The organism is Leifsonia sp. TF02-11 (assembly GCF_017565305.1).
In the GTDB taxonomy this organism is placed as follows: domain Bacteria; phylum Actinomycetota; class Actinomycetes; order Actinomycetales; family Microbacteriaceae; genus Leifsonia.
Window position 1 is genome coordinate 131,559 of sequence record NZ_JAGEKP010000017.1, and the last position, 21,088, is coordinate 152,646.

Here is a 21,088-nt window from a genome sequence, read left to right on the forward strand (position 1 = left end):
CATGAGCATCGCCTTCCGCATCCCGATGTCCGGACGCTCGACCGACGAGGAGCACCGCGTCTCCAGCCCGCTCGAGCTGCTCTTCGACCTCACCTTCGTCGTCGCGATCGCCCAGGTGTCCGCCCAGCTCGCCCACGCCGGCGAGCAGGGACACATCCTGGAGAAGCTCGGCCCTTATCTCATGGTGTTCTTCGCCATCTGGTGGGCGTGGATGAACTTCACCTGGTTCGCGTCGGCGTACGACACCGACGACGTGCCGTACCGGCTCATGACGCTCCTGCAGATGGGCGGGGTCCTGGTGCTCGCGGCCGGCGTCCCCGGCTCGTTCGAGCTGTCGGAATTCACCGCCATAATCATCGGCTACGTCATCATGCGGCTGGCGATGGTCGCGCAGTGGGTGCGCGCCGCCATCGAACATCCGGACGGCCGGGCCACCGCGACCCGGTACGCCGTCGGGATCGGAGCGGTGCAGGTCGTCTGGATCGCGTGGGGCTTCCTGCCCGTCGAGTGGAAGCTGTGGACGTTCCTGCTCGCGGCACTCCTGGAGTTGCTGGTGCCGGTGTGGGCGGAGCGGCCGGGGATGACCTCCTGGCATCCGCATCACATCGCGGAACGCTACGGGCTGTTCACGATCATCGTGCTCGGCGAGTCGGTCTCGGCGTCGGCGATCGGTGTGCAGAGCGGCCTCGCTGCGCACGGCATCTCCGCCGCGCTGGTCGTCATCGCGGCGGCGGGACTGGTGCTGCTCTTCGCGCTGTGGTGGTTGTACTTCCTCGAGCCGGCGGCGGAGGGGCTCCAGTCCAACCGCGACCGGTCGTTCTTCTGGGGGTACGGGCACTACTTCGTGTTCGCGTCGCTGGCCGCCCTCGGCGCCGGGCTGGAGGTCGCGGTGAAGCGCGGAGCGGCGCACGCCCACGTCTCGGACATCGCCGTGGAGTACGCCGTCGCCGTGCCCGTGGTGGTGTTCCTGATCATGCTGTACGTGCTGCACGCTCCGCTGGTTCCGGAGGTCGTCATCCGGCCGCTGAAGACAGGGATCGCTGTACTGCTCGTGCTGGCGGCGCCGCTGGCATCGCCGGTAATCGGGCTGGCGGGCGTCACCGTGGTGATCGCGCTGGTCGCGGCGGCGCTGGTGGCTGCGACGCTCATCGACCGGAGCGTGGCGGCGCGGCGTTCGGCTCTGAACCCGGGCTGACCGGTCGCGGCGCTGGGACTCAGACGAGCGACGGCACCGCGACCGCCGCGCGGGACTGCCGCACGACGCCCCAGCAGATCAGGCCCTGCGCGGCGATGTAGGTCAGCATGATCGCGAAGTCGACCTGTGGCATCGCGAAGCCGGGCAGGAACCGGTCCAGCCCGAGCATGCTGTCGGAGACGACGAAGAGTGCGGCGCCGGAGGCGATCCACGGCGAGCACGCCGACCCGGTGATGCCGAGGACCGCGAGCGCCAGCCCGTAGAGGGCCAGTGGGATGAGCAGGCCGCCGGCGTGCGGCGCCAGCACGGCGAGGAGACCGGCAAACCACGGCACGTACACCGCAGACCACCAGCGCGGCAGCCGCCGCACGCGCAGTCGCCGCACGAACAGCACGATGTAGGCCACGTGGCCGAGCAGGAAGAACGCGAGACCGACGACGAAGCCGGGGCCGACATCCATCAGCGACAGGTCGCCCAGCCAGCCGAACAGGATGCCGAGCGACGCCAGGACGACGGTCTCCCCGCGGCGGCTCGGCAGCGCGAGCAGGAGTGCGAGCAGCAGCGCCGGCATGAGCAGCGGCTTGGTGACGGCGACGACGGCATCGGCGCCCGCCAGAACCGCGATCAAGTGAGTGACGCCGACAACGATGTACGGCAGGAACGCAAGGACCACGCAGCGAGACTAGTGGCAGATGTGCGCCAAATGTTGCGCTACAGGGCCGCAGACGCCACATTTGGCGCAAATCACTGACCGCCTCGGGAAAGCGGAACGGGCCGCCACCCGGAGGTGACGGCCCGTTCGCAAGAAGATCGCGTTGTCGATCGACGCTGTCTTATCGACGCAGCCCCAGGCGCTCGATGAGCGCACGGTAGCGGTTGATGTCGATGTCGGACAGGTAGCCCAGCAGGCGACGACGCTGACCGACCAGGAGGAGCAGGCCACGACGCGAGTGGTGGTCGTGCTTGTGCTCCTTGAGGTGCTCGGTGAGGTCCTTGATCCGCTTGGTCAGGATGGCGACCTGAACCTCGGGGGATCCGGTGTCACCGGGGTGGGTAGCGTACTCGTCGATGATCGCCTTCTTGGTCTCTGCATCCAGTGCCATAGAGGGGATCCCCTTTCTCTCGTTGCGCGGTGCCCGGGGCCGAATGCCTGGGCTCTCTTTATCCGCGGCCGTTGGACGGCAACCGGAATAGCTTACCAGAGAGACGGGCCTTACTTCCGCGTCGTCACCGGCGGTAGCGTCGGCGTCATGAAGGCTCTCCAGTATCGCGAAATCGGCTCACGTCCCGAGGTCGTCGAGGTCCCCGACCCCGAAGTCGGCCCCGGCCAGGTCCTCCTGAAGGTCACCGCAGCCGGAGTCTGTCACTCCGACGAGTTCATCATGGGTCTGCCCGCGGAGCAGTACGTCTACGGCCTCCCGCTCACGCTCGGCCACGAAGGCGCCGGCATCGTCGAGGCCGTCGGCGAGGGGGTCACGGGCGTGCGCCCCGGTGACGCCGTCGCCGTGTACGGGCCGTGGGGCTGCGGCCGCTGCCACATGTGCGCCCAGGGCAAGGAGAACTACTGCCTGAACGCCGCCGCAGAGCACATCATGCCTCCCGGCCTCGGTGCCCCCGGCTCGATGGCCGAGTACATGATCGTCGACAGCGAGCGCCACCTCGTGCCCCTCGGCGGACTCGACCCGGTGAAGAACGTCTCGCTCACCGACGCCGGCCTCACGCCGTACCACGCCATCAAGAACTCGCTCCCGAAGCTGGGCGCCGGCACCACGGCCGTGGTGATCGGCACGGGAGGGCTCGGTCACGTCGGCATCCAGATCCTCCGGGCGATCAGCGGCGCGACCGTCGTCGCGCTCGACGTCAACGACGAGAAGCTCGCACTGGCGCGCGAGGTGGGTGCCGAGCACACGCTGCTGTCGAACCCGGCGGCGGTCGACGCGGTCCGCGAGCTCACCGGAGGCCGTGGCGCGAACGCGGTCTTCGACTTCGTCGGAGTGCAGCCGACCGTCGACCTCGCCGGGGCGATGGCGGCGACGGAGGGCGACGTGACGATCGTCGGCATCGGCGGGGGCGCGCTTCCCGTCGGCTTCGGCCGGGTCGCCTACGACGTGGCCGTGCGCGCACCGTACTGGGGGTCGCGGGCGGAGCTCATCGAGGTCCTCGACCTGGCCAGGGCAGGCAGGGTGGAGGTCGAGATCGAGACCTACTCGCTGGAGGAGGCGCCGAAGGCGTACGAGCGCCTGCACGAGGGTCGCATCCGCGGGCGCGCGGTCATCGTGCCCAACGCCTAGCGAACGGCGCCGCGGAGCACACTGCAGCGCGGAGCGGACGGCGGCCGGCGCTCAATCGGGCAGCCCGCGCAGCACCTCGTCGAGCGCGGCGACGGCGACCGCCGCCGGGTCGTCGCCCGCGTCTCGCACGGCCCACCACAGCAGCGCCGAGAAGTTCGCCGCGCTGATCGCGTCCGCGAGCACCTGCGCGCGCAGCCCGTCGACGGACTCCCCCAGCCGCCTGGCGATGAACTCGGCGAGGATGTCGTGGTTGGCGCCCAGCCGGGTGACGCCGAACCCGATGAGCGCAGGATCGGTCGCCATCAACCGCAGCCGCAACCGCGTCGCCTCCAGGTGCTCGGCATCGAGGTCGAGCGACTCGGCCATCGCCCGGGCGATCACATCGCGCGCCGATTCGCCGGCCGGCGCCTCCTCCAGCACGGCCCGCATCCGGCCGACCACCGGCTCCAGGCCGCCCCAGACCAGGTCGGGCTTGGACGGGAAGTAGCGGAACAGCGTGCGCCGGCCGATGCCGGCGAGCGAGGCGATCTCGTCCATCGTCGTCGCGTCGTAGCCGTGCTCGGCGAAGTGGCGCAGGGCCAGCAGGGCGACCCGATCGGGGTCGACGTCGGCGGGGCGGCCGCGTCGGCGCGGGGTGGTTTCGGCTTCCAGCGAACTCATGGTCTCCATTGTGGCACTGAGTGTTATAAATACATCGACGCTTGATCGAGCGCCGACGATGTCATCGACAGTCAAGGAGTACAGCACTATGAGCACCAACGGAACCGGCCGTTTCGCCGGCAAGACCGCGATCGTCACCGGAGCGGGTTCCGGCATCGGCAAGGCGACCGCCCTGCGCCTCGCGTCCGAGGGCGCGCGCGTGGTCGGCAGCGACATCTCCGCCGAGCGCCTCACTGCCCTCGTCGAGGAGAACCCCGAGCTCGACATCGTCACGGTCGCCGGCGACGTCTCCAGCGAGGAGACCATCGCCGCCGTGCTGGAGGCCGCAGGCGGCCGCGTCGACGCGCTCGCCAACATCGCCGGAATCATGGACGGTTTCCTGCCGGCCGCCGAGGTCGACGACGCCACCTGGGACCGGGTCTTCACCGTCAACGTCACCGCGATCATGCGCCTGAGCCGCGCCGTCCTCCCGCTGATGGTCGCGGCCGGCAGCGGCGCGATCGTCAACGTCTCGTCCGAAGCCGGCCTGCGCGGCTCGGCTGCGGGAGCCGCGTACACGGCGTCCAAGCACGCGGTGATCGGCCTCACCAAGAGCACCAGCGTCTTCTACGCGCCCAACGGCGTCCGCACCAACGCCGTCGCCCCGGGCGGCGTGCTCACGAACGTCGACGGCGCGTTCAAGTCGCAGCTCGCCGGTGAGCGGCTCGGCCCGCTCATGCAGGTCAACGTTCCGCCGGTGGCGGAGCCGGAGAAGCTCGCCGCGGCCATCACCTGGCTGCTGAGCGACGACTCGGCGAACATCTCGGGCGTCGTGCTCGCGTCGGACGGCGGCTGGTCGGCGATCTGACGCGCGGCACCGCACGGTCGGCCGACGGTCGGCCGCTACCCGGGATGGGTGCGGCCGACCGCCTCCGCCAGCAGGCGCGTCCCGTCGGGGATGTCCTCGGCGGCGATCGCGCCGAACCCCAGCAGGAGTCCCTCCGACCCGGCCGTCACGGCGAAGCGCGGTATCGGCTGCACCGCGACTCCCGCGATCGCGGCGGCCTCCGCCACGCGCACGGAGTCGAACGGCACGCCGGCGTCCGGCGTCAGTGCGAGGTGGAGGCCGGCGACTGACGGCACGGCCTCGAGTCTCCCCGCCAGCAGCGCCGCCGCTTCCCGGCCGATCAGCGCGTGCCGCTCCTCGTAGACCCGGCTCGCCCTCCGCACGTGTGCGGCGAACGCGCCGGAGTCGAGCAGGCTCGCCATCGCCGTCTGGGTGACGACGTCGTTGTGCCAGTCCGTCAGCCGCTTCGCGCTCCGCAGCGCGGGGACCAGCGACGGCGGCGCGACGATGAAGCCGAGGCGGAGGCCGGGCAGCATCGACTTGGAGAACGTCCCCACGTAGACGACGCGGCCGTCCCCGTCGAGACGCTGCACCGGGTCGAGCGCCCTGGCACCGAAACGGAACTCGCTGTCGTAGTCGTCCTCGATCACGACCGCGTCGTGCGCGCGCGCCCAGTCGAGCAGCGCCGTGCGCCGCTGAAGCGACAACACTCCCCCGAGCGGGAACTGGTGCGACGGAGTCACGTACACCAGCCGAGCGGCGGGCAGCAGGTCGACGCGCAGGCCGTGCTCGTCCACCGGGACCGGGACCACCCGCGCCCCGAGCAATTCCAGGAGCTGCCGGACGGGCGGATAACCGGGATCCTCCACGGCCACTGTGTCGCCCGGCTGCACCAGAGTACGCCCCAGCAGGTCGAACGCCTGCTGCGCGCCGCTGGTCACCACCACCTCGTCCGCGGTCGTCGCGACCGAGCGCGCGAGGCCGACGTGCCGGGCGATCCCGACGCGGAGACGCTCGAGCCCGGACGGGTCGGCGTAATGCGCCCGGCGCAACGCAGGTCCGCGCAGCGCCGCCGCCACGCTGCGACGCCACGCGTCGTGCGGGAACAGCGCAGGATCGGGTGAGCCGACGCTGAAGTCGTACGCGATCGGGCGCGGTTCCGACCAGAGCGGGTCGTCGAGTCCGCGCCACCGGGGTGCAGGAAGCGCGGCACCCGCAGCGCCGCGCGACGCCGGCGCGCCCGACACCGGCGCCGCGATACCGGCGGGGAGCGCGACGAACGTCCCGGAGCCCACCCGAGCTGCCAGGTATCCCTCCGCCGTCAGTCGCTCATAGGCGGTCGAAACGGTGCTGCGGGAGACACCCAGCCGCGCCGCCAGCTCGCGGGTGGCCGGCAGCCGCTCGCCACGCCGCAACCGGCCGTCGAGCACCGCGTCGCGCAGGTGACGGTAGACCCGCTCCGCGCGGTCTCCCCTGCCGTCGATCGGGACATGGATCTCCGTGGCACACCTCCGCGACAACACTGGAATGGTCTGATTGGAATCGCTGGAATTGGAGCTTACAACGAACCAATCGTCCTCCTACGGTGGAGCCATGACCGATACCGCAGAACAGACCACCGAACGCCTCCAGATCTCCTCCGCCGTCCCCGAGGGCTACCGCAAAGTCATCAACCTCGACGGCTACGTCGGCCACGTCGTCGAAGAGCCCCTCGGCAACCTGATCAAACTCCGCGCCTCCCAGATCAACGGCTGCACCTACTGCGTCGACATGCACTCCGTCGACCTCACCGACAGCGGCTACCCGCTCCGCAAAGTGTTCGCCGTCTCCGCCTGGCGCGAATCGCCCTGGTTCAGCCACCGCGAACGCACCGCACTCGAACTCACCGAGGCGGTCACCCTCATCCACCAGGGCGGAGTGAGCGACGAGCTCTACACCCAGGCAGTCGCAGAGTTCGGCGAAGAAGGCTTCGCCAACCTCATCCTCGCGATCGGCACCATCAACATCTGGAACCGGATCGCCATCCCCACCCACATGCGGCCGCCCGCGCTCTGAGGCACGGGACGCGAAGAGGGCACGTACCCACCGGATACGTGCCCTCGTGCCTACGCGCAGCGGTCAGCTGACGCCGAGCAGGTCGATCACGAAGATCAGCGTCTTGCCCGAAAGCGGGTGACCGCCACCGGCCGGGCCGTACGCGAGCGCCGGAGGAACGGTGAGCTTGCGACGGCCGCCGACCTTCATGCCGGGAATGCCGTCCTGCCAGCCCTTGATCAGGTTGTTGAGCGGGAAGTTGATGGACTGCCCACGGCTCCACGACGAGTCGAACTCCTCGCCGGAGTCGTACTCGACCCCCAGGTAGTGCACGTCGACCTTGGAACCGGGGGTCGCCTCCGGGCCGGAGCCCTCGACGATGTCCACGATCTCGAGGGTCGTGGGAGCCGGGCCCACAGGGGCGTCGACTTCGGGCTTCTCGTTGGTGTTCTCTGCCATGAGACCATCCAACCGGTGCAAGGCGCTTGCGTCAAAAGCCTTGCGTTCCCGGCCGGCCTGAGGCAGGCTATACGCATAACTCGACGACCCGGGAGCGTTGCAGGCATCGCCGCACCACCGGGCGTCGAGTCTTTTAAGCGCCTGGAGGGCGCTTCGTTTTCTTTTAGCCCTCGGCGTTTACTGTCGGTCGTTCCTGGGGTGTGCGGCTCCCAGCCCCGCTTAGGCGCTTCGCTGGGTGCCCTGCGTGTTTACTGTCGGTCGTTCCTGGGGTGTGCGGCTCCCAGCCCCGCTCAGAGTCAGGCGGCGACGTGGTCGGGTCATCCTGCGTTGATCGAACGCCTTGGTGCAGACTCAGGCCATTCTCGGGGATCGCGCCAACTGCGAGACGGTTCTGCGCGATCGCATGGAGGGGGCTGGCCGGGCTAGCCGAAGACCTTGCCGGGGTTGAGGATGCCGAGGGGGTCGAAGACCGACTTGAGCTTGACCTGCAGGTCGTAGGAGTCGGGGCCCAGCTCCTCCGCCAGCCAGCGGCGCTTCAGGACACCGACACCGTGCTCGCCCGTCAGCGTGCCTCCCAGCTCCATCGCAGTGCGGAACAGCTCCCCCGCCGCCTCCCACACCGCTGGCGCGATCTCGTCGCCAGGCGCGACGAAGTTCGGGTGCAGGTTGCCGTCGCCCGCGTGCGCGACCGTGGGGATGGGGATGCCGTGCCGCTCCGAGATCCGCTCGATCGCCGCGAACATCTCCGGCATCCGCGAGCGCGGCACCGACACATCCTCGATCAGCACGGTCCCGGACGCCGCGAGCGCCGGATGGAACGCGCGGCGGATCGCGAGGAGCTGCTCCCCCTCCGCCGCGTCCGCGGCGACGCGGACGGTACCACCGGACTCCGCGATGACCGTCGCCGCCGTCGCGGCGTCGCCCGCGGCCGTCGGGCCGTCGAACTGCACCAGCAGAGAGGCGGCACCACCCGCCGCGCCGAACGCGTCCCGGATCGTCTGCTCGCCGAGGTACGCGGAGATCCGCTCCAGCGCAGGGGCGTCGAGCAGCTCCATCACCGCAGGCCGCAGGTGTGCGGCGGTCACGCGCGCGGCGGCGTCCGAGGCGGCCTTCACGTCCGCGAACAGAGCGCCCAGCGTCGTCGGCTCCCCCTGCGGGCGCGGCAGCACCCGCACGGTCGCACCCACGATGACACCCAGCGTCCCCTCCGAACCCACCAGCAGCGACGTCAGGTCGTACCCGGTCACGCCCTTGACGGTGCGATGGCCGGTGCGGACGAACCGCCCGTCGGCGAGCACGACATCCAGCCCGAGCACGGCCTCCCTGGTGACCCCGTACTTGGCGCACAAGAGGCCGCCGGCGTTGGTGGCGATGTTGCCGCCGATCGTCGAGATCGCCTTGCTGGCCGGGTCGGGTGCGAAGAACAGCCCGAACGGCTCCAGCGCGGCATCGAGATCCTCGTTGATCACGCCGGGCTCGACCACGGCGAGCTGATCCTCCGTCGAGATCTCGAGGATCCGATTCATTCCGGCCACGCTCAGGACGATCGAGCCGGCCGAGCCGTTCGCGCCGCCGGCGAGACCCGTTCCCGCACCCCGCGGCACGACAGGGACCCGGAACTCGGAGGCCGCACGCATCGTCGCCTGCACGTGCTCGACCGTGCGCGCGTTCACGACCGCGAGCGGGCTGCCGTCGGCGACCCACCCGGATCGATCCGCTCGCGCCGCGTCGAGCAGAGCGGGATCGGTCGAGAGCACCCCGTCGTCCGCGTCCGTGCCGAGCGCCGCCCTGAGCCAGTCGATGACATCCACGGTGTCATGCTAACGGCCGCGCAACGTGTCACACGCGCCCCGCGGTGATGTCCGATTTCCGCTATCGGATGTCGGCGGCCGATGGCACGCTGAAGGAATGACGAGCACCACGGCACGCCGGCAGACGGCGGACGAACGATTGGCCGACCCGGTCTTCGCACAGCGCTACCGGGCGATGAGCGCGCGCGACGCGCGGTTCGACGGCCAGTTCATCACCGGCGTGCACTCGACGGGCATCTACTGCCGACCCAGCTGCCCGGCCGTGACGCCGAAAGCGGACAACGTCACCTTCTACCTGACGGCAGCGGCCGCACACGAGGCCGGCCTCCGCGCCTGCAAGAGATGCCTCCCCGACGCCGTTCCCGGCTCTCCGGAATGGAACGTCCGCGACGACCTCGCCGCGCGCGCCATGCGACTCATCGCCGACGGAACGGTGGAGCGGGAGGGCGTGCCGGGGCTCGCCCACCGGCTCGGCTACACCGCTCGCCACCTGGGACGCGTGCTCACCTCCGAACTCGGCGCCGGCCCGCTCGCGCTCGCCCGCGCTCACAGGGCCCAGACCGCTCGACTCCTCCTCGCCGGCACCGACATGCCCATCACCGACGTCGCCTTCGCCGCCGGGTTCTCCAGCGTGCGGCAGTTCAACGAGACGATGGCCGAGATCTACCACGTCGCTCCCGGTGCGATCCGGGCCTCCGCCCGGCGGCGGCACCCGATCGCGCACACGCCCGGCGCGGCCGGCGCGGCGGGCGGAGCCTCCCTCAGCCTGCGCCTGCCGGCCAGGGCCCCGTTCGACGGCAGCCGGGTGCTCAGGTTCCTCAGCGCGCGCGCCATCGCCGGCATGGAGTCGGCCGACGGCGGAGACCGGGACGGCGGAGCCCCGGGCGGCGGCGATCCGCACAGCGCCGGCAACCCGCCCTCGTACGGTCGCGCCCTGCGCCTCCCGCACGGTCCGGCGGCCATCCGCCTGACGCACTCCGGCGATGCAGACGCGCCCGCGGTCGTGTGCGAGGCCCACCTCGCCGACATGGCCGACCTCGCGCCGCTGGTCGCGCGGGTGCGGCGCCTCCTCGACCTCGATGCCGACGCCGAGGCGATCGACACGGCGCTCGCCGCCGACCCCGCCCTCACGGCATCCGTGGCGGCGGCACCCGGTATCCGCGTGCCGGGCGCCGTCGACGCAGAGGAGATCCTGTTCCGTGCTCTCATCGGACAGCAGATCTCCGTGCCGGCGGCGCGCACGGCGCTCGCGCGGCTCACCGACGCCCTCGGCGAGCCGGTGACGGTCGGCGGGCACTCACGGCTCTTCCCGACCTCCGCCGCCATCGCCGAGCACGGCCGCGAGGTCCTCCGCGGTCCGGCGAAGCGGATCGACGCGATCGTCGGAGCGGCGACGGCACTCGCCGACGGCTCCCTCGTCATCGACGTCGGCGAGTCGCGCGCCGAGCTCGAAGAGCGCCTGCTCGCCCTGCCCGGCGTCGGAGCCTGGACGGCCGGCTACGTCGCGCTGCGCGTGCTCGGGAGCCCGGACGTACTGCTGACCGGCGACCTCGCCCTGCGGCAGGGCGCCGCGCGACTCGGTCTGCCGGACGACCCGCGGCAGCTGGCCGCTCGCGGCGCGAGCTGGTCACCGTGGCGCAGCTACGCGGGGATGCATCTCTGGGAGAGCGCGCACGCGGCGCAGCAGGAGGCCAGAGCGGCACGCGCCGCCACGCGCGTGCAGGTCGGCCACCGCACAGCGTAGGATCGCGAACGGACACAATCGAAGAACCGGTCGGGAGGGGAGCGTTCTCGTGCCCTCGATCAGCGTGGTGATCCCCGCACTCGACGACGCAGAGATGCTGGAGCGGTGCCTGGCCGACCTGGCGGCCCAACTGCGGCCGGCCGACGAGATCATCGTGGTCGACAACGGAAGCACCGACGACACCGCCGCTGTCGCCCTCGCCGGCGGCGCACGGGTTCTCGAGCAGCCGGTCCGCGGGATCTTCCCCGCCTCCGCCACCGGCTACGACGCGGCCACCGGCGACATCATCGCGCGCCTCGACGCCGACTCGCGCCCTCCCGTCGACTGGCTGCTGCACATCGAGGCGGAGTTCGTCGATGCCCCGGCCATCGGCGTTCTCACCGGGCCCGGCGTCTTCTACGACGGCAATACGTTCGTCGCGGGGCTCGGCCAGCTGCTCTACATCGGCGGCTACTTCTGGTCGATGGAGATCTGGCTCGGGCACCCCCCGATCTTCGGATCCAACTTCGCGATGCGGCGCGCGGTCTGGCGCGACGTGCGCGACCGCGTGCACAGCGACCTCCGCGAGGTGCACGACGACCTCGACCTCGCCATCCACCTCGATCCCGGAGTGGTCGTGCGCTACGACGAGCGTCTCCTGGTCGGGATCTCCGCGCGCCCGTTCTCGACCTGGCGCGGCTTCGGCCGGCGCATCCGCTGGGCGTTCGGCACCCTCCGGATGCACCTGCCCGAGGAGACGCCCTGGCGCCGACGCGCGGCCCGCCGCCGCTGGCAGGAGGAGCACACGGAGGACGCACCCGGCGCAATCGCCTGAGCGTCGAGTTCTGCGCGTTTCGCTCGACAGTGTGTACCTGTCCTCACCCGTTCGACCGATAGGTTGGACAGTGTGAGATTCGCGCACCTCAGTACCACCCCGGACGCGCAGCCGCGCCTGGCCGCCGTCATCGGAGACGGGGCGCTGTTCCTCGACGAGCTTCTGGCCGACCCGCCCCGCGACCTCCAAGCCCTCATCGAGCAGGGCGACGGGGCCCTCGCCGGCATCCGCGCGATCGTCGACGAGGCCGCCGCGGCGGGGACGCCGCTCGTGCCCGTCCACGAACTGCGCCACGCATCCGCCGTCCTCCGGCCGCCGCAGGTGATCGCGATCGGCGCGAACTACGCTGCTCACGCCTCCGAACTCAAGCTGCGCAGCGAGAAGGCCGCCACGGTGTTCTCCCTGTGGCCCAACTCCCTCGCCGGCCACGGAGGCACCACCTCCTGGCCGGAGGACCTCACGACGCAGGTCGACTACGAGGCCGAGCTCGGCGTCATCATCGGCAAGCCCGCACGCAACGTCTCGGTGCGCGACGCCCTCGACTACGTGTGGGGTTACACGGTGGTCAACGACATCACCGCTCGCGACCTGCAGTTCTCGGAGGCCCAGTGGTCTCGCTGCAAGTCGTTCGACGGTTTCACCCCCAACGGTCCGGTGGTCGTCACGGCCGACGAGATCGCCGACCCGCAAGACCTGTGGCTGACGACCAATGTCGACGGCGCCATCCTGCAGGACGCGTCGACGGCCGACATGGTGCGCTCCGTGGCCGAGATCATCGAGTTCCTGTCGCGCTCGGCGACCATCCAGCCGGGCACGCTGATCTCCACCGGCAGCCCGGGAGGCGCCGGCTACTCCCGCACTCCCCCGGTGTTCCTGCGCGATCGCTCGACGGTCACGGTGTCGATCGGCGGCATCGGGTACCTCACCACCTACTGCCGCGTGACCTGACCGGCCGAACGACCGATCCGGAATCGGCCGCATTCCGCCGGATCGCCGACATCGGTCGGATGCGTCGGCTAGCGTGAGTGCATGTCTATCGGCGAACGGCGTCCCGGTGTCACGGGCGGAGACGACGAGGCCGCACGCCTCGACGCGGTCCTCCCCGAGATCGACTGGTCGGTCGCGCCCGTCGGTGCGACGTTCTCGCGCTTCCGCGCGCCGAGTGGCGAGCTCGCCGTCGTCGCGCTCGGCGACCCGCGCGATCCCCGCGTCGTGCTCGTGCCGGGGGCGACCGGGTCGAAGGAGGACTTCTACCTCCTGGCGCCGATCCTCGTCGCCGCCGGCTACTACGTGCAGAGCTACGACCTCGCGGGCCAGTACGAATCCGCCGGCGCGGGTCCCGTGCGGCCGGGGCGGTACACCTACGACCTGCTCGTCGCCGATCTCGTCGCGTTCCTCCGCGACGGCGCTCCCGCGCACGTGCTCGGATACTCGTTCGCGGGGATCCTCGCCGAGCTCGCCCTGGTCGACCACCCCGAGCTGTTCCGCACGCTGACGCTGCTCACCTCCCCGCCCGAGCCGGGCCAGGCGTTCCGGGGCGTGCGGGTCATCGGCTGGCTGAGCTGGTTCCTGAACGGCCGCCAGGGCGCCGGGCTGATGATCTGGGGAATCGTGACCAACAAGAACAAGGTCGGCCCTGCCCGCCTGGCGTTCGTGCGCTCACGGTTCGCGCTCACCCGGCGCTCCAGCGTCGACGACATCGTCGGGCTGATGAAGCGTGTGCCGGACGTGCGGGCGCGCGTCGCCGGCAGCGGCCTCCCCGTGCTGGTGGCCACCGGCGACCACGATCTGTGGCCGACGCGCCTGCACGCGGCGAACGCGACCGCTCTGGGCGCCCGGCTGGCCGTCTACCGCACCGGGCACAGCCCGTGCGAGACCGCGCCCAACCAGCTCGCGCGCGACATGATCGCGCTGTTCCGCGAGTCCGAGTCGCGCTGACGCCGCCCTTCACGCGCCGAGGGGCACGTCGTTGTCACTTTTCGCGGGCGAAAGCGACAACGACGTGCCCCTCGGCGGAGGTGCGGGACCGCTAGTCGGGCTGGATCGCGCGCTCCTTCTCGGCCTTCTCGATGGCCTCGGCCTCGATGACCGGGATGGAGGTGGTGATCGCCTCGAGCCCGCTGAGGCGCGCGGGCGAAAGCAGGCGGGTGACCTCCTCGCGGCTCATCAGCTTGGCTTCCACGACCAGGTCGGCGACGTTGTGCCCGGTCAGCAGCGCCGACTTGGCGAGTGCGGCCGCGGCCGCGTAGCCGATGTGCGGGGTGAGTGCGGTGATCACGCCGACGGACGAGCCCACCATCGCGCCGAGACGCTCCTCGTTGGCGGTGATGCCGTCGACGCAGTTGACCCGTAGCGTGTGGAAGGCCTGCGCCATCCAGGTGATGCTCTGCAGCAGCGAGTGCGCGATGACCGGCTCGAACGCGTTCAACTGCAGCTGACCGCCCTCGGCCGCCATCGTCACGGTGACATCGGCGCCGGCGACCGAGAATGCGACCTGGTTGACGACCTCCGGGATCACGGGGTTGACCTTGCCCGGCATGATGCTCGAGCCGGCCTGGCGCGGCGGGAGGTTGATCTCGCCCAGACCGGCCTGCGGGCCGGACGACAGCAGGCGGAGGTCGTTGCAGATCTTGGACAGCTTGATGGCGCTGCGCTTGAGCGAGCCGGAGAACGACATGAACGCGCCGGCGTCGCTGGTCGACTCGATCAGGTCGGGCGCGGTCTCGAGGTTGAGGCCGGTGATGAGGTTGAGGTGGCGCACGGCCGCGGCGGAGTAGCCGGGGTCCGCGGTGATGCCCGTGCCGATCGCGGTCGCGCCGAGGTTGATCTCGGCCAGCAGCCACTTGGTCTCGGTGAGTCGCGCGTGGTCCTCCGTGAGCGTCGTGGCGAAGCCGTGGAACTCCTGCCCGAGCGTCATCGGCACGGCGTCCTGCAGCTGGGTGCGGCCGACCTTGAGGATGTGGCGGAACTCCCGGCCCTTCGCGGCGAAGGAGTCGCGCAGCAGCGCCAGCTCGTCCAGCAGATGGCCGAGAGCGAAGGTCAGTCCGATCTTGATGGCGGTCGGGTACGTGTCGTTGGTGCTCTGGCTGCGGTTGACGTCGTCGATCGGGCTCATGTGCGCGTAGTCGCCCTTGGGGCGACCGTCGAGCTCGAGCGCGATGTTGGCGATGACCTCATTGGCGTTCATATTGGTCGAGGTGCCCGCGCCGCCCTGCATGACGCCGACCACGAACTGGTCGTGGAAGCGGCCGTCGATGATGAGCTGGCAGGCGCGGTCGATCAGGTCGGCCTTGTGCTTCTCGAGCACGCCGATCTCGAGGTTGGCGCGCGCGGCCGCCTGCTTGACGGCGGCGAGGGCGACGATCAGGTCGGGGTAGACCGAGATCGGCCGCTTGGCGATCGGGAAGTTCTCGAGGGCGCGGGAGGTGTGCACTCCCCAGTACGCGTCGGCGGGGATCTCGCGGCTGCCGAGCGAGTCGGTCTCCACGCGGGTGGGGCGTCCCTCCGCGCTCGGGGTCGGGACGTCGGACACGTTCTCTGACGCGTCGACGACGCCGGCGGAGGTGTCGATGACGGGGATGGGGTGAGTCTTCGGTTCGTCCATCGTTGCTGTGGAATCCACGCTTGGCTCCATTGCCTCTCGTTGTGCGTTGGCTTTTCGGGGGTGTCACCGGCCGTTCGTGGCGCCCGGCAGTGCCGAGCCTACCCCCGGTGACGGCGCGCGGGATGGACACATCGTCCGGGATACCGGACGAAGTTCGACACGGTGTCGAGAGCGGTTCTGCTCAGCCCAGCTTGCGCAGCAGACCGCGCGCGAAGCGGTCCTTCCCCTCGGTGTACGGCGGGTAGATCAGCTGCAGCGTGTCGGGGGTCAGCGGTTTGGACAACACGGCCTTCTCGTGGCTGAACGTCCCGAGTGAGCGACGCCCGTGGTACGCCCCGGAGCCGCTCTCGCCGACGCCGCCGAAGGGGAGCCCGCCCACGGCGAGATGCGCAGCGGGCACGCCGAAACCGACCGCTCCCGAACTGGTCTCGGTGAGGAAACGCCTGCGCACCTCGCGCCGCTCGCTGAACACGTAGAGCGCGAGCGGCTTGTCTCCGCTGCGGATGAACGCGATCGCGTCGTCGAGACCGTCCACCGGGACGATCGGCAGCACCGGCCCGAAGATCTCCTCGCCCATCACCGCGGAGTCGCGCGGTACGTCGACCAGCACGGTCGGCGCGAGATAGCGGGAGGCCGCATCGGAGCCGCCGCCGACGGCCGTACGGCCCGCGCCCAGCAGGCCGGTCAGCCGGTCGAACTGCCGGTCGGTGACGATCCGCCCGTAGTCCGGGCTCTGAGCGGGGTCGTCGCCGTAGAGTGCCTTCACCGCCGTCTTCAGCTCGTCGGCGAGCCGGTCGGCGACCGGGCGGGAGGCCAGGACGTAGTCGGGCGCGACGCAGGTCTGGCCGGCGTTCATGAACTTGCCCCAGGCGATCCTGCGGGCCGCGGCGGCGAGGTCGACGGACTCGTCCACGTAGACCGGGGATTTGCCGCCGAGCTCGAGGGTCACCGGGGTGAGGTGCTCGACCGCTGCGGCGGCGACGATACGCCCGACCCGGCCGTTGCCCGTGTAGAAGATGTGGTCCCAGCGCTGGGCCAGGAGGTCGGTGGTCTCGTCGACCGCGCCCTCCACGACGGCCACCGCCGCCCGGTCGAGATACTGCGGGACGAGACGCGCCATCGCCGCGGAGGTCGCGGGAGCCAGCTCGCTCGGCTTGAGGACGACGGCGTTGCCCGCCGCCAGCGCACCGACGAGCGGAGCGAGGAGCAACTGCACGGGGTAGTTCCACGGGGCGATCACCAGCACCACACCGACCGGCTCCAGCACGACCCGGGCTGTGGCCGGCATCAACGCGGCGGGCACCGCGACCCGACGCGGCCGCAGCCAGCGGCGCAGGTTTCGCCGCATGTGGTCGATCTCGCCGACCACGAACCCGAGCTCGGCGATCTGCGACTCCGTCGGGTTCTTCGCCAGATCCTCCAGGAGGGCGTCCTCGAACTCGGCGGCGCGCTCGGTGAGCATCCGGCGCAGACCTTCCAGCTGAGCCAGCCTCCAGCGCAGCGGCTTGGTGCGGCCGGAGTCGAAGGCCGCGCGAAGGGCCGCGACGGTCTGCGGGATGGCGGCGCCGGCGACGGTGCCGGCGGGAGGCATGGACTCGGACGTCATGCGCCCATCATCACACGGGCGCCCGGCTCAGCGGCGCGGGCGGTACTCCAGGTCGAAGATCGCGTGCCCGAGCCGCTCGCCGCGTCGCTCGAACTTGGTGACGGGCCGCTCGTCCGGCCGTGGGATGAATCCGCCGGGGCCGGCGACGTTGACGAGGGCGGGCTCGGCGTCGAGCACGTCGATCATGTGCTCGGCGTAGGGCTCCCAGTCGGTAGCGAGCCGGAGGACGCCCGTGGGCTTCAGTGCGCCGACGAGCAGGCGGACGACGTCCGGCTGCACCAGCCGGCGACGGTGGTGGCGGGCCTTCGGCCACGGGTCGGGGAAGAAGATCAGCACCTCGTCGACGCTATCGGCCGCGAGCCCCCGCTCAAAGACCTCCACGGCGTCGTGGCGCACGACCCGGACGTTCGTCAGTCCCTGCTCGTGCGCGGCGGCCAGCACCCGGCCGACGCCGGCGCCGTGCACCTCGACGCCGAGGAAGTCGCGCTCCGGGTGGCGGGCGGCGAGGGCGAGGAGGTTCTCGCCGTTGCCGAAGCCGATCTCCACCACGCGGGGCGCTGAGCGCCCGAAGATCGCGTCGAGGTCGAGTCGCGCACCATCGAAGTCGATGCCGAACTCGCCCCAGTGCTCGTCGATGGCCCGCTGCTGGGCTTCGGTCTTCCTGCCTCGGATGACGAAGCTGCGCGGCCGGACGAGAGGGGACGGTTCCATCCCTCCATTCTCGCAGGCCGCGCAGCCGCCCCCGTCAGAAGCCCTCGCCCTCGCTCAGAGGTTCGGGATGGCCCAGTGGATCGGCAGGAACGCGAGCCCGACGCCGAAGCCGACCACGGCGATCAGCAGGCTGATCAGGATGCCGGCGAGCATGACCGCATTGAGCACGATCCCCCAGATCGCGAAGGTGCGGCCCTGCGGCTCGCGGCCGAGAGCGAGGATGCCGAGCACCAGGCCGGCGATCGGCGCGAGGAAGGTCCAGCTGAAGACGATCGAGGCGAGGCCGAGCGCGAAGCTCATGATGCTGAGGGTGCGGGCAGGCGCCGCCGCGTAGGGGTTCGGTGTGCCGTACGGGTTGGCGGTGGTCTGCGGCTCGGTGGTGCCTGTCGTTGTCATGCATCCAGTCAAGCGGCGAGGGGACCCTGAGCACATCCGGGTAACCCCCGGTTGTGCTCAGGGATTACCCCGGAAGCCGTTCTCAGTGCGGGAGCATGGCCTCGATCGGGCCGCGGGTGAAGTACACCAGGAAGCCGGCTGCGACGATCCAGAGCAGCGGGCTGATCTCGCGGGCCTTGCCCGACAGCGACCGCACCAGCACCCACGAGATGAAGCCGACGCCGATGCCGTTGGCGATCGAGTAGGTCAGCGGCATGACGATGATCGTCAGGAACACCGGCAGCGTGCTGGAGAACTCGTGGAAGTCGATGTGACGGATCTGCACCACCATCAGGGCACCGACGATGACCAGCGCTGCGGCGGCCACCTCGCTCGGCACGACGCTCGTCAGCGGAGTGAAGAACATGGCGAGCAGGAAGAGCACACCGGTGATGACGCTCGCGAATCCGGTCTTCGCGCCCTCGCCGATTCCGGAGGCCGACTCGACGAACACGGTGTTGGACGACGCCGACGTTCCACCGCCGACGACCGCGCCCACGCCCTCCACGATGAGCGCGGACTGCAGGCGCGGGAACGTGCCGTCCTCGTTCGCGAGGCCCGCACTGCGCGCGAGGCCGGTCATCGACCCCATCGCGTCGAAGAAGTTCGTGAACACCAGCGTGAAGACGAGCATGATCGCCGCGAGACCGCCGATGCGGGCGAACGATCCGAACAGGTCGAACTGTCCGACGAGGCTGAGATTCGGCACCGACACGAACGATGTCGGCAGCTGCGGGACGGAGAGGTTCCAGCCGTCCGGGTTCTTCGCCGAGGAGCCGAGGTGGAAGATCGCCTCGATGATGATGGCCACGGCCGTCGCGGCCACGATCCCGATGAGCAGTGCGCCCTTCACCTTGCGCGCCATCAGCACTCCCATGATCACCAGGGCGATCAGGAACACCAGGGTCGGCAGCGTGGCGATGGACCCGGCCTCCCCCAGCTGCACGGGAGGCGACGCGGCCTTGGTGCTGCGCACGAACCCGCTGTCGACGAAGCCGATGAAGGCGATGAAGAGACCGATGCCGACAGTGATCGCCGTCTTCAGCTGCGGAGGGACCGCGTTGAAGATGAGGCGGCGCAGACCGGTCGCCGCGAGCAGCACGATGATCAGACCGTTGATGACGACGAGGCCCATCGCCTCCTGCCAGGTGAGCACCTTCACGACGTTCACGGCGAGGAACGAGTTGATGCCGAGGCCGGCCGCGAACGCGAACGGCAGTCGCGCGACGAGTCCGAACAGCACGGTCATGACGCCGGCGCTCAGTGCGGTGACGGCACCGACCTGCTCGAAACCGAGCGAGTGCCCCGTCACGTCGGGCGTCGAGCTCAGGATGATCGGGTTGAGGATGACGATGTAGGCCATCGTCACGAAGGTCAGCAGCCCGCCGCGGATCTCTGTCGCCCACGTGGTGCCGCGGGAGGTGATCTCGAAGAACCGGTCCAGGCGCCCCTTGGCGGTCGGCGTCGGCGTGGAAGTCGAAGAGGAAATGGTGGTCTCCCGTAGTATCGATGAGGTTTGGTTCGTGGCGCATTCGAAGGTATGTCACAGCGCGGTACCAGCCTAATTCCCCTCCCGACACGATAAGGACACGCATGGCCCTGCCCTGGAAGCTGCACGGTGACGGCAAGAAGGTCGGAGCACACGAGATCGTGCTCCCCGGCGAACGGCTGACCTGGCCGCGCACGATCGGTCTCGGCGCCCAGCACGTCGTCGCCATGTTCGGCGCGACCTTCCTGGTGCCGCTGCTCACCGGCTTCCCGCCCAGCACGACCCTGTTGTTCTCCGGCGTCGGCACGATGCTCTTCCTGCTGATCACGCGCAACCGGCTCCCCAGCTACCTGGGCTCGTCGTTCGCGTTCATCGTGCCGATCGTCGCGGCGACCAAGGCGCACGGGATGCCGTCGGCGCTGTTCGGGATCGTCGTCACCGGCATCCTGCTCGCGATCGTCGGCCTGATCGTGGTCGCGACCGGCACCAAGTGGATCGACGGACTGATGCCGCCGATCGTCGCCGGAGCGATCGTGGCGCTGATCGGCTTCAACCTCGCGCCGGCGGCCAAGAACAACTTCATGGCGGCACCGGTGACCGCGCTGGTGACACTGGCGGCGGTCATCCTCTGCACCGTCCTGTTCCGCGGGATGCTCGGGAGGCTGTCGATCTTCCTCGGCGTCGTCGTGGGCTACGTGTTCGCCGTGTTCGCCGGGCAGGTCGATTTCAGCAAGGTCGAGAAGGCGGACTGGCTGGGCCTCCCGCAGTTCACCCTGCCGGCGAACCCGTTCACCGCCCCGGCCGAGACCTGGGGCATCCTGCCCGCGTTCCTGCCGGTGGTGCTTGTGCTGATCGCCGAGAACGTCGGCCACATCCGCGGCGTCGCCCAGCTGACCGACCCCACGGTCAACAAACTGACCGGCCGGGCGCTGTTCGCGGACGGCCTCGCCACGACGATCGCCGGCTTCTTCGGTGGCTCGGGGACGACGACGTACGGCGAGAACATCGGCGTGATGGCGGCGACGCGCGTCTACTCCACGGCGGCGTACTGGGTGGCGGGCATCGTGGCGGTGCTCCTCGGCCTCTCCCCCAAGGTCGGCGCGGTGATCAACACCATCCCGGCCGGCGTGCTCGGCGGCGTCACCACGGCGCTCTACGGTCTCATCGGCATCATCGGCGTGAAGATCTGGCTGGACAACAAGGTCGACTTCTCGAAGCCGGTCAACCAGTTCACGGCCGCCACCGCGCTCATCATCGGCATCGGCGACTTCACCCTGAACCTCGGGCAGCTCACGTTCAACGGCATCGCGCTCGGCGCCATCGCCGCGATCGTCGTCTACCACGTCATGAACAGCATCGCCCGCGTCCGCGGCACGGACTGAGCGCTGCCGCGGTGTCCCCGAGGGGCA

The 21,088-nt window shown here is 70.3% G+C and carries 20 protein-coding genes; 9 read left to right on the forward strand and 11 right to left on the reverse strand.

Annotated elements, in window-relative coordinates; translation table 11 throughout:
• The first annotated feature begins 1 nt into the window (after position 1).
• The gene (locus tag JNB50_RS19565) at positions 2 to 1,195 is read left to right on the forward strand and encodes a low temperature requirement protein A (protein WP_243768698.1); all 1,194 of its coding nucleotides are present in this window, start codon (positions 2 to 4) and stop codon (positions 1,193 to 1,195) included.
• A 19-nt stretch (positions 1,196 to 1,214) separates the two neighbouring features.
• Here JNB50_RS19565 and JNB50_RS19570 read toward each other — a convergent pair whose 3' ends face one another.
• Both JNB50_RS19570 and rpsO read right to left on the reverse strand, forming a co-directional pair.
• On the reverse strand, positions 1,215 to 1,868 hold the full coding sequence (locus JNB50_RS19570) for a lysoplasmalogenase (protein WP_208041814.1): 654 nt from the start codon (positions 1,866 to 1,868) through the stop codon (positions 1,215 to 1,217).
• 160 nt (positions 1,869 to 2,028) lie between these two features.
• Entirely contained in the window at positions 2,029 to 2,298 is a 270-nt protein-coding gene (gene rpsO / locus JNB50_RS19575) for a 30S ribosomal protein S15 (protein ID WP_055919394.1), read from the reverse strand.
• A gap of 147 nt (positions 2,299 to 2,445) precedes the next feature.
• Between rpsO and JNB50_RS19580 the strand changes: the two genes are divergently transcribed.
• Positions 2,446 to 3,486, forward strand: a complete 1,041-nt coding sequence (locus JNB50_RS19580; RefSeq protein WP_208041815.1) for an NAD(P)-dependent alcohol dehydrogenase — start codon at positions 2,446 to 2,448, stop codon at positions 3,484 to 3,486.
• Between the two features lie 51 nt (positions 3,487 to 3,537).
• Here the strand turns inward: JNB50_RS19580 and JNB50_RS19585 are convergent, their stop codons facing one another.
• On the reverse strand, positions 3,538 to 4,146 hold the full coding sequence (locus JNB50_RS19585; protein WP_208041816.1) for a TetR family transcriptional regulator: 609 nt from the start codon (positions 4,144 to 4,146) through the stop codon (positions 3,538 to 3,540).
• A gap of 88 nt (positions 4,147 to 4,234) precedes the next feature.
• On the opposite strand from JNB50_RS19585, the gene JNB50_RS19590 reads away from it, so the two are divergent.
• Positions 4,235 to 4,993 (forward strand): SDR family NAD(P)-dependent oxidoreductase, encoded by a 759-nt coding sequence (locus tag JNB50_RS19590; RefSeq protein WP_208041817.1) that lies wholly within the window; start codon positions 4,235 to 4,237, stop codon positions 4,991 to 4,993.
• A gap of 35 nt (positions 4,994 to 5,028) precedes the next feature.
• Here the strand turns inward: JNB50_RS19590 and JNB50_RS19595 are convergent, their stop codons facing one another.
• Positions 5,029 to 6,492 carry a PLP-dependent aminotransferase family protein gene (locus JNB50_RS19595; RefSeq protein WP_243768699.1) on the reverse strand — a complete coding sequence of 488 codons (1,464 nt, stop codon included), beginning with the start codon at positions 6,490 to 6,492 and terminating at the stop codon, positions 5,029 to 5,031.
• Positions 6,493 to 6,565: 73 nt separating this feature from the next.
• Here JNB50_RS19595 and JNB50_RS19600 point away from each other — a divergent pair, with 73 nt between their 5' ends.
• A complete protein-coding gene (locus JNB50_RS19600) occupies positions 6,566 to 7,027 on the forward strand; it encodes a carboxymuconolactone decarboxylase family protein (protein ID WP_208041818.1) in 462 nt (153 codons plus the stop codon).
• A 63-nt stretch (positions 7,028 to 7,090) separates the two neighbouring features.
• Here JNB50_RS19600 and JNB50_RS19605 read toward each other — a convergent pair whose 3' ends face one another.
• Positions 7,091 to 7,465 (reverse strand): FKBP-type peptidyl-prolyl cis-trans isomerase, encoded by a 375-nt coding sequence (locus JNB50_RS19605; protein ID WP_208041819.1) that lies wholly within the window; start codon positions 7,463 to 7,465, stop codon positions 7,091 to 7,093.
• A 422-nt stretch (positions 7,466 to 7,887) separates the two neighbouring features.
• Positions 7,888 to 9,276, reverse strand: coding sequence for an FAD-binding oxidoreductase (locus JNB50_RS19610; RefSeq protein ID WP_208041820.1), 1,389 nt, complete (start codon positions 9,274 to 9,276; stop codon positions 7,888 to 7,890).
• A gap of 97 nt (positions 9,277 to 9,373) precedes the next feature.
• Here JNB50_RS19610 and JNB50_RS19615 point away from each other — a divergent pair, with 97 nt between their 5' ends.
• The 4 genes from JNB50_RS19615 to JNB50_RS19630 all read left to right on the forward strand — a co-directional run bounded on the left by JNB50_RS19615 (position 9,374) and on the right by JNB50_RS19630 (position 13,772).
• Complete coding sequence (locus JNB50_RS19615) at positions 9,374 to 11,020, forward strand: AlkA N-terminal domain-containing protein (protein WP_208041821.1); 1,647 nt, start codon at positions 9,374 to 9,376, stop codon at positions 11,018 to 11,020.
• A gap of 49 nt (positions 11,021 to 11,069) precedes the next feature.
• Positions 11,070 to 11,834, forward strand: coding sequence for a glycosyltransferase family 2 protein (locus JNB50_RS19620; protein ID WP_208041822.1), 765 nt, complete (start codon positions 11,070 to 11,072; stop codon positions 11,832 to 11,834).
• Positions 11,835 to 11,906: 72 nt separating this feature from the next.
• A complete protein-coding gene (locus JNB50_RS19625) occupies positions 11,907 to 12,782 on the forward strand; it encodes a fumarylacetoacetate hydrolase family protein (RefSeq protein WP_208041823.1) in 876 nt (291 codons plus the stop codon).
• Positions 12,783 to 12,863: 81 nt separating this feature from the next.
• A complete protein-coding gene (locus JNB50_RS19630) occupies positions 12,864 to 13,772 on the forward strand; it encodes an alpha/beta fold hydrolase (protein WP_208041824.1) in 909 nt (302 codons plus the stop codon).
• A 91-nt stretch (positions 13,773 to 13,863) separates the two neighbouring features.
• Here JNB50_RS19630 and JNB50_RS19635 read toward each other — a convergent pair whose 3' ends face one another.
• The 5 genes from JNB50_RS19635 to JNB50_RS19655 form a co-directional block, all read right to left on the reverse strand.
• Complete coding sequence (locus tag JNB50_RS19635) at positions 13,864 to 15,438, reverse strand: aspartate ammonia-lyase (RefSeq protein WP_243768730.1); 1,575 nt, start codon at positions 15,436 to 15,438, stop codon at positions 13,864 to 13,866.
• A gap of 181 nt (positions 15,439 to 15,619) precedes the next feature.
• Positions 15,620 to 17,044 carry an aldehyde dehydrogenase family protein gene (locus tag JNB50_RS19640; RefSeq protein ID WP_243768701.1) on the reverse strand — a complete coding sequence of 475 codons (1,425 nt, stop codon included), beginning with the start codon at positions 17,042 to 17,044 and terminating at the stop codon, positions 15,620 to 15,622.
• 27 nt (positions 17,045 to 17,071) lie between these two features.
• Complete coding sequence (gene trmB / locus JNB50_RS19645) at positions 17,072 to 17,755, reverse strand: tRNA (guanosine(46)-N7)-methyltransferase TrmB (RefSeq protein WP_208041825.1); 684 nt, start codon at positions 17,753 to 17,755, stop codon at positions 17,072 to 17,074.
• Between the two features lie 54 nt (positions 17,756 to 17,809).
• Positions 17,810 to 18,151 (reverse strand): hypothetical protein, encoded by a 342-nt coding sequence (locus JNB50_RS19650; protein ID WP_208041826.1) that lies wholly within the window; start codon positions 18,149 to 18,151, stop codon positions 17,810 to 17,812.
• Positions 18,152 to 18,233: 82 nt separating this feature from the next.
• Complete coding sequence (locus JNB50_RS19655) at positions 18,234 to 19,634, reverse strand: NCS2 family permease (RefSeq protein WP_243768731.1); 1,401 nt, start codon at positions 19,632 to 19,634, stop codon at positions 18,234 to 18,236.
• Between the two features lie 149 nt (positions 19,635 to 19,783).
• On the opposite strand from JNB50_RS19655, the gene JNB50_RS19660 reads away from it, so the two are divergent.
• The gene (locus tag JNB50_RS19660; RefSeq protein WP_208041827.1) at positions 19,784 to 21,061 is read left to right on the forward strand and encodes a uracil-xanthine permease family protein; all 1,278 of its coding nucleotides are present in this window, start codon (positions 19,784 to 19,786) and stop codon (positions 21,059 to 21,061) included.
• Positions 21,062 to 21,088: the final 27 nt, after the last annotated feature.

What these genes read in the sequence shown, in the direction of transcription:
- JNB50_RS19585 (WP_208041816.1), bottom strand. Translation starts at nt 4,146, where the DNA reads ATGAGTTCGCTGGAAGCCGAAACCACCCCGCGCCGACGCGGCCGCCCC.
- JNB50_RS19660 (WP_208041827.1), top strand. Translation starts at nt 19,784, where the DNA reads ATGGCCCTGCCCTGGAAGCTGCACGGTGACGGCAAGAAGGTCGGAGCA.
- JNB50_RS19615 (WP_208041821.1), top strand. Translation starts at nt 9,374, where the DNA reads ATGACGAGCACCACGGCACGCCGGCAGACGGCGGACGAACGATTGGCC.
- JNB50_RS19580 (WP_208041815.1), top strand. Translation starts at nt 2,446, where the DNA reads ATGAAGGCTCTCCAGTATCGCGAAATCGGCTCACGTCCCGAGGTCGTC.
- JNB50_RS19640 (WP_243768701.1), bottom strand. Translation starts at nt 17,044, where the DNA reads ATGACGTCCGAGTCCATGCCTCCCGCCGGCACCGTCGCCGGCGCCGCC.
- JNB50_RS19600 (WP_208041818.1), top strand. Translation starts at nt 6,566, where the DNA reads ATGACCGATACCGCAGAACAGACCACCGAACGCCTCCAGATCTCCTCC.
- JNB50_RS19590 (WP_208041817.1), top strand. Translation starts at nt 4,235, where the DNA reads ATGAGCACCAACGGAACCGGCCGTTTCGCCGGCAAGACCGCGATCGTC.
- JNB50_RS19565 (WP_243768698.1), top strand. Translation starts at nt 2, where the DNA reads ATGAGCATCGCCTTCCGCATCCCGATGTCCGGACGCTCGACCGACGAG.
- trmB (WP_208041825.1), bottom strand. Translation starts at nt 17,755, where the DNA reads ATGGAACCGTCCCCTCTCGTCCGGCCGCGCAGCTTCGTCATCCGAGGC.
- JNB50_RS19635 (WP_243768730.1), bottom strand. Translation starts at nt 15,438, where the DNA reads ATGGACGAACCGAAGACTCACCCCATCCCCGTCATCGACACCTCCGCC.
- JNB50_RS19630 (WP_208041824.1), top strand. Translation starts at nt 12,864, where the DNA reads ATGTCTATCGGCGAACGGCGTCCCGGTGTCACGGGCGGAGACGACGAG.
- JNB50_RS19605 (WP_208041819.1), bottom strand. Translation starts at nt 7,465, where the DNA reads ATGGCAGAGAACACCAACGAGAAGCCCGAAGTCGACGCCCCTGTGGGC.
- JNB50_RS19650 (WP_208041826.1), bottom strand. Translation starts at nt 18,151, where the DNA reads ATGACAACGACAGGCACCACCGAGCCGCAGACCACCGCCAACCCGTAC.
- rpsO (WP_055919394.1), bottom strand. Translation starts at nt 2,298, where the DNA reads ATGGCACTGGATGCAGAGACCAAGAAGGCGATCATCGACGAGTACGCT.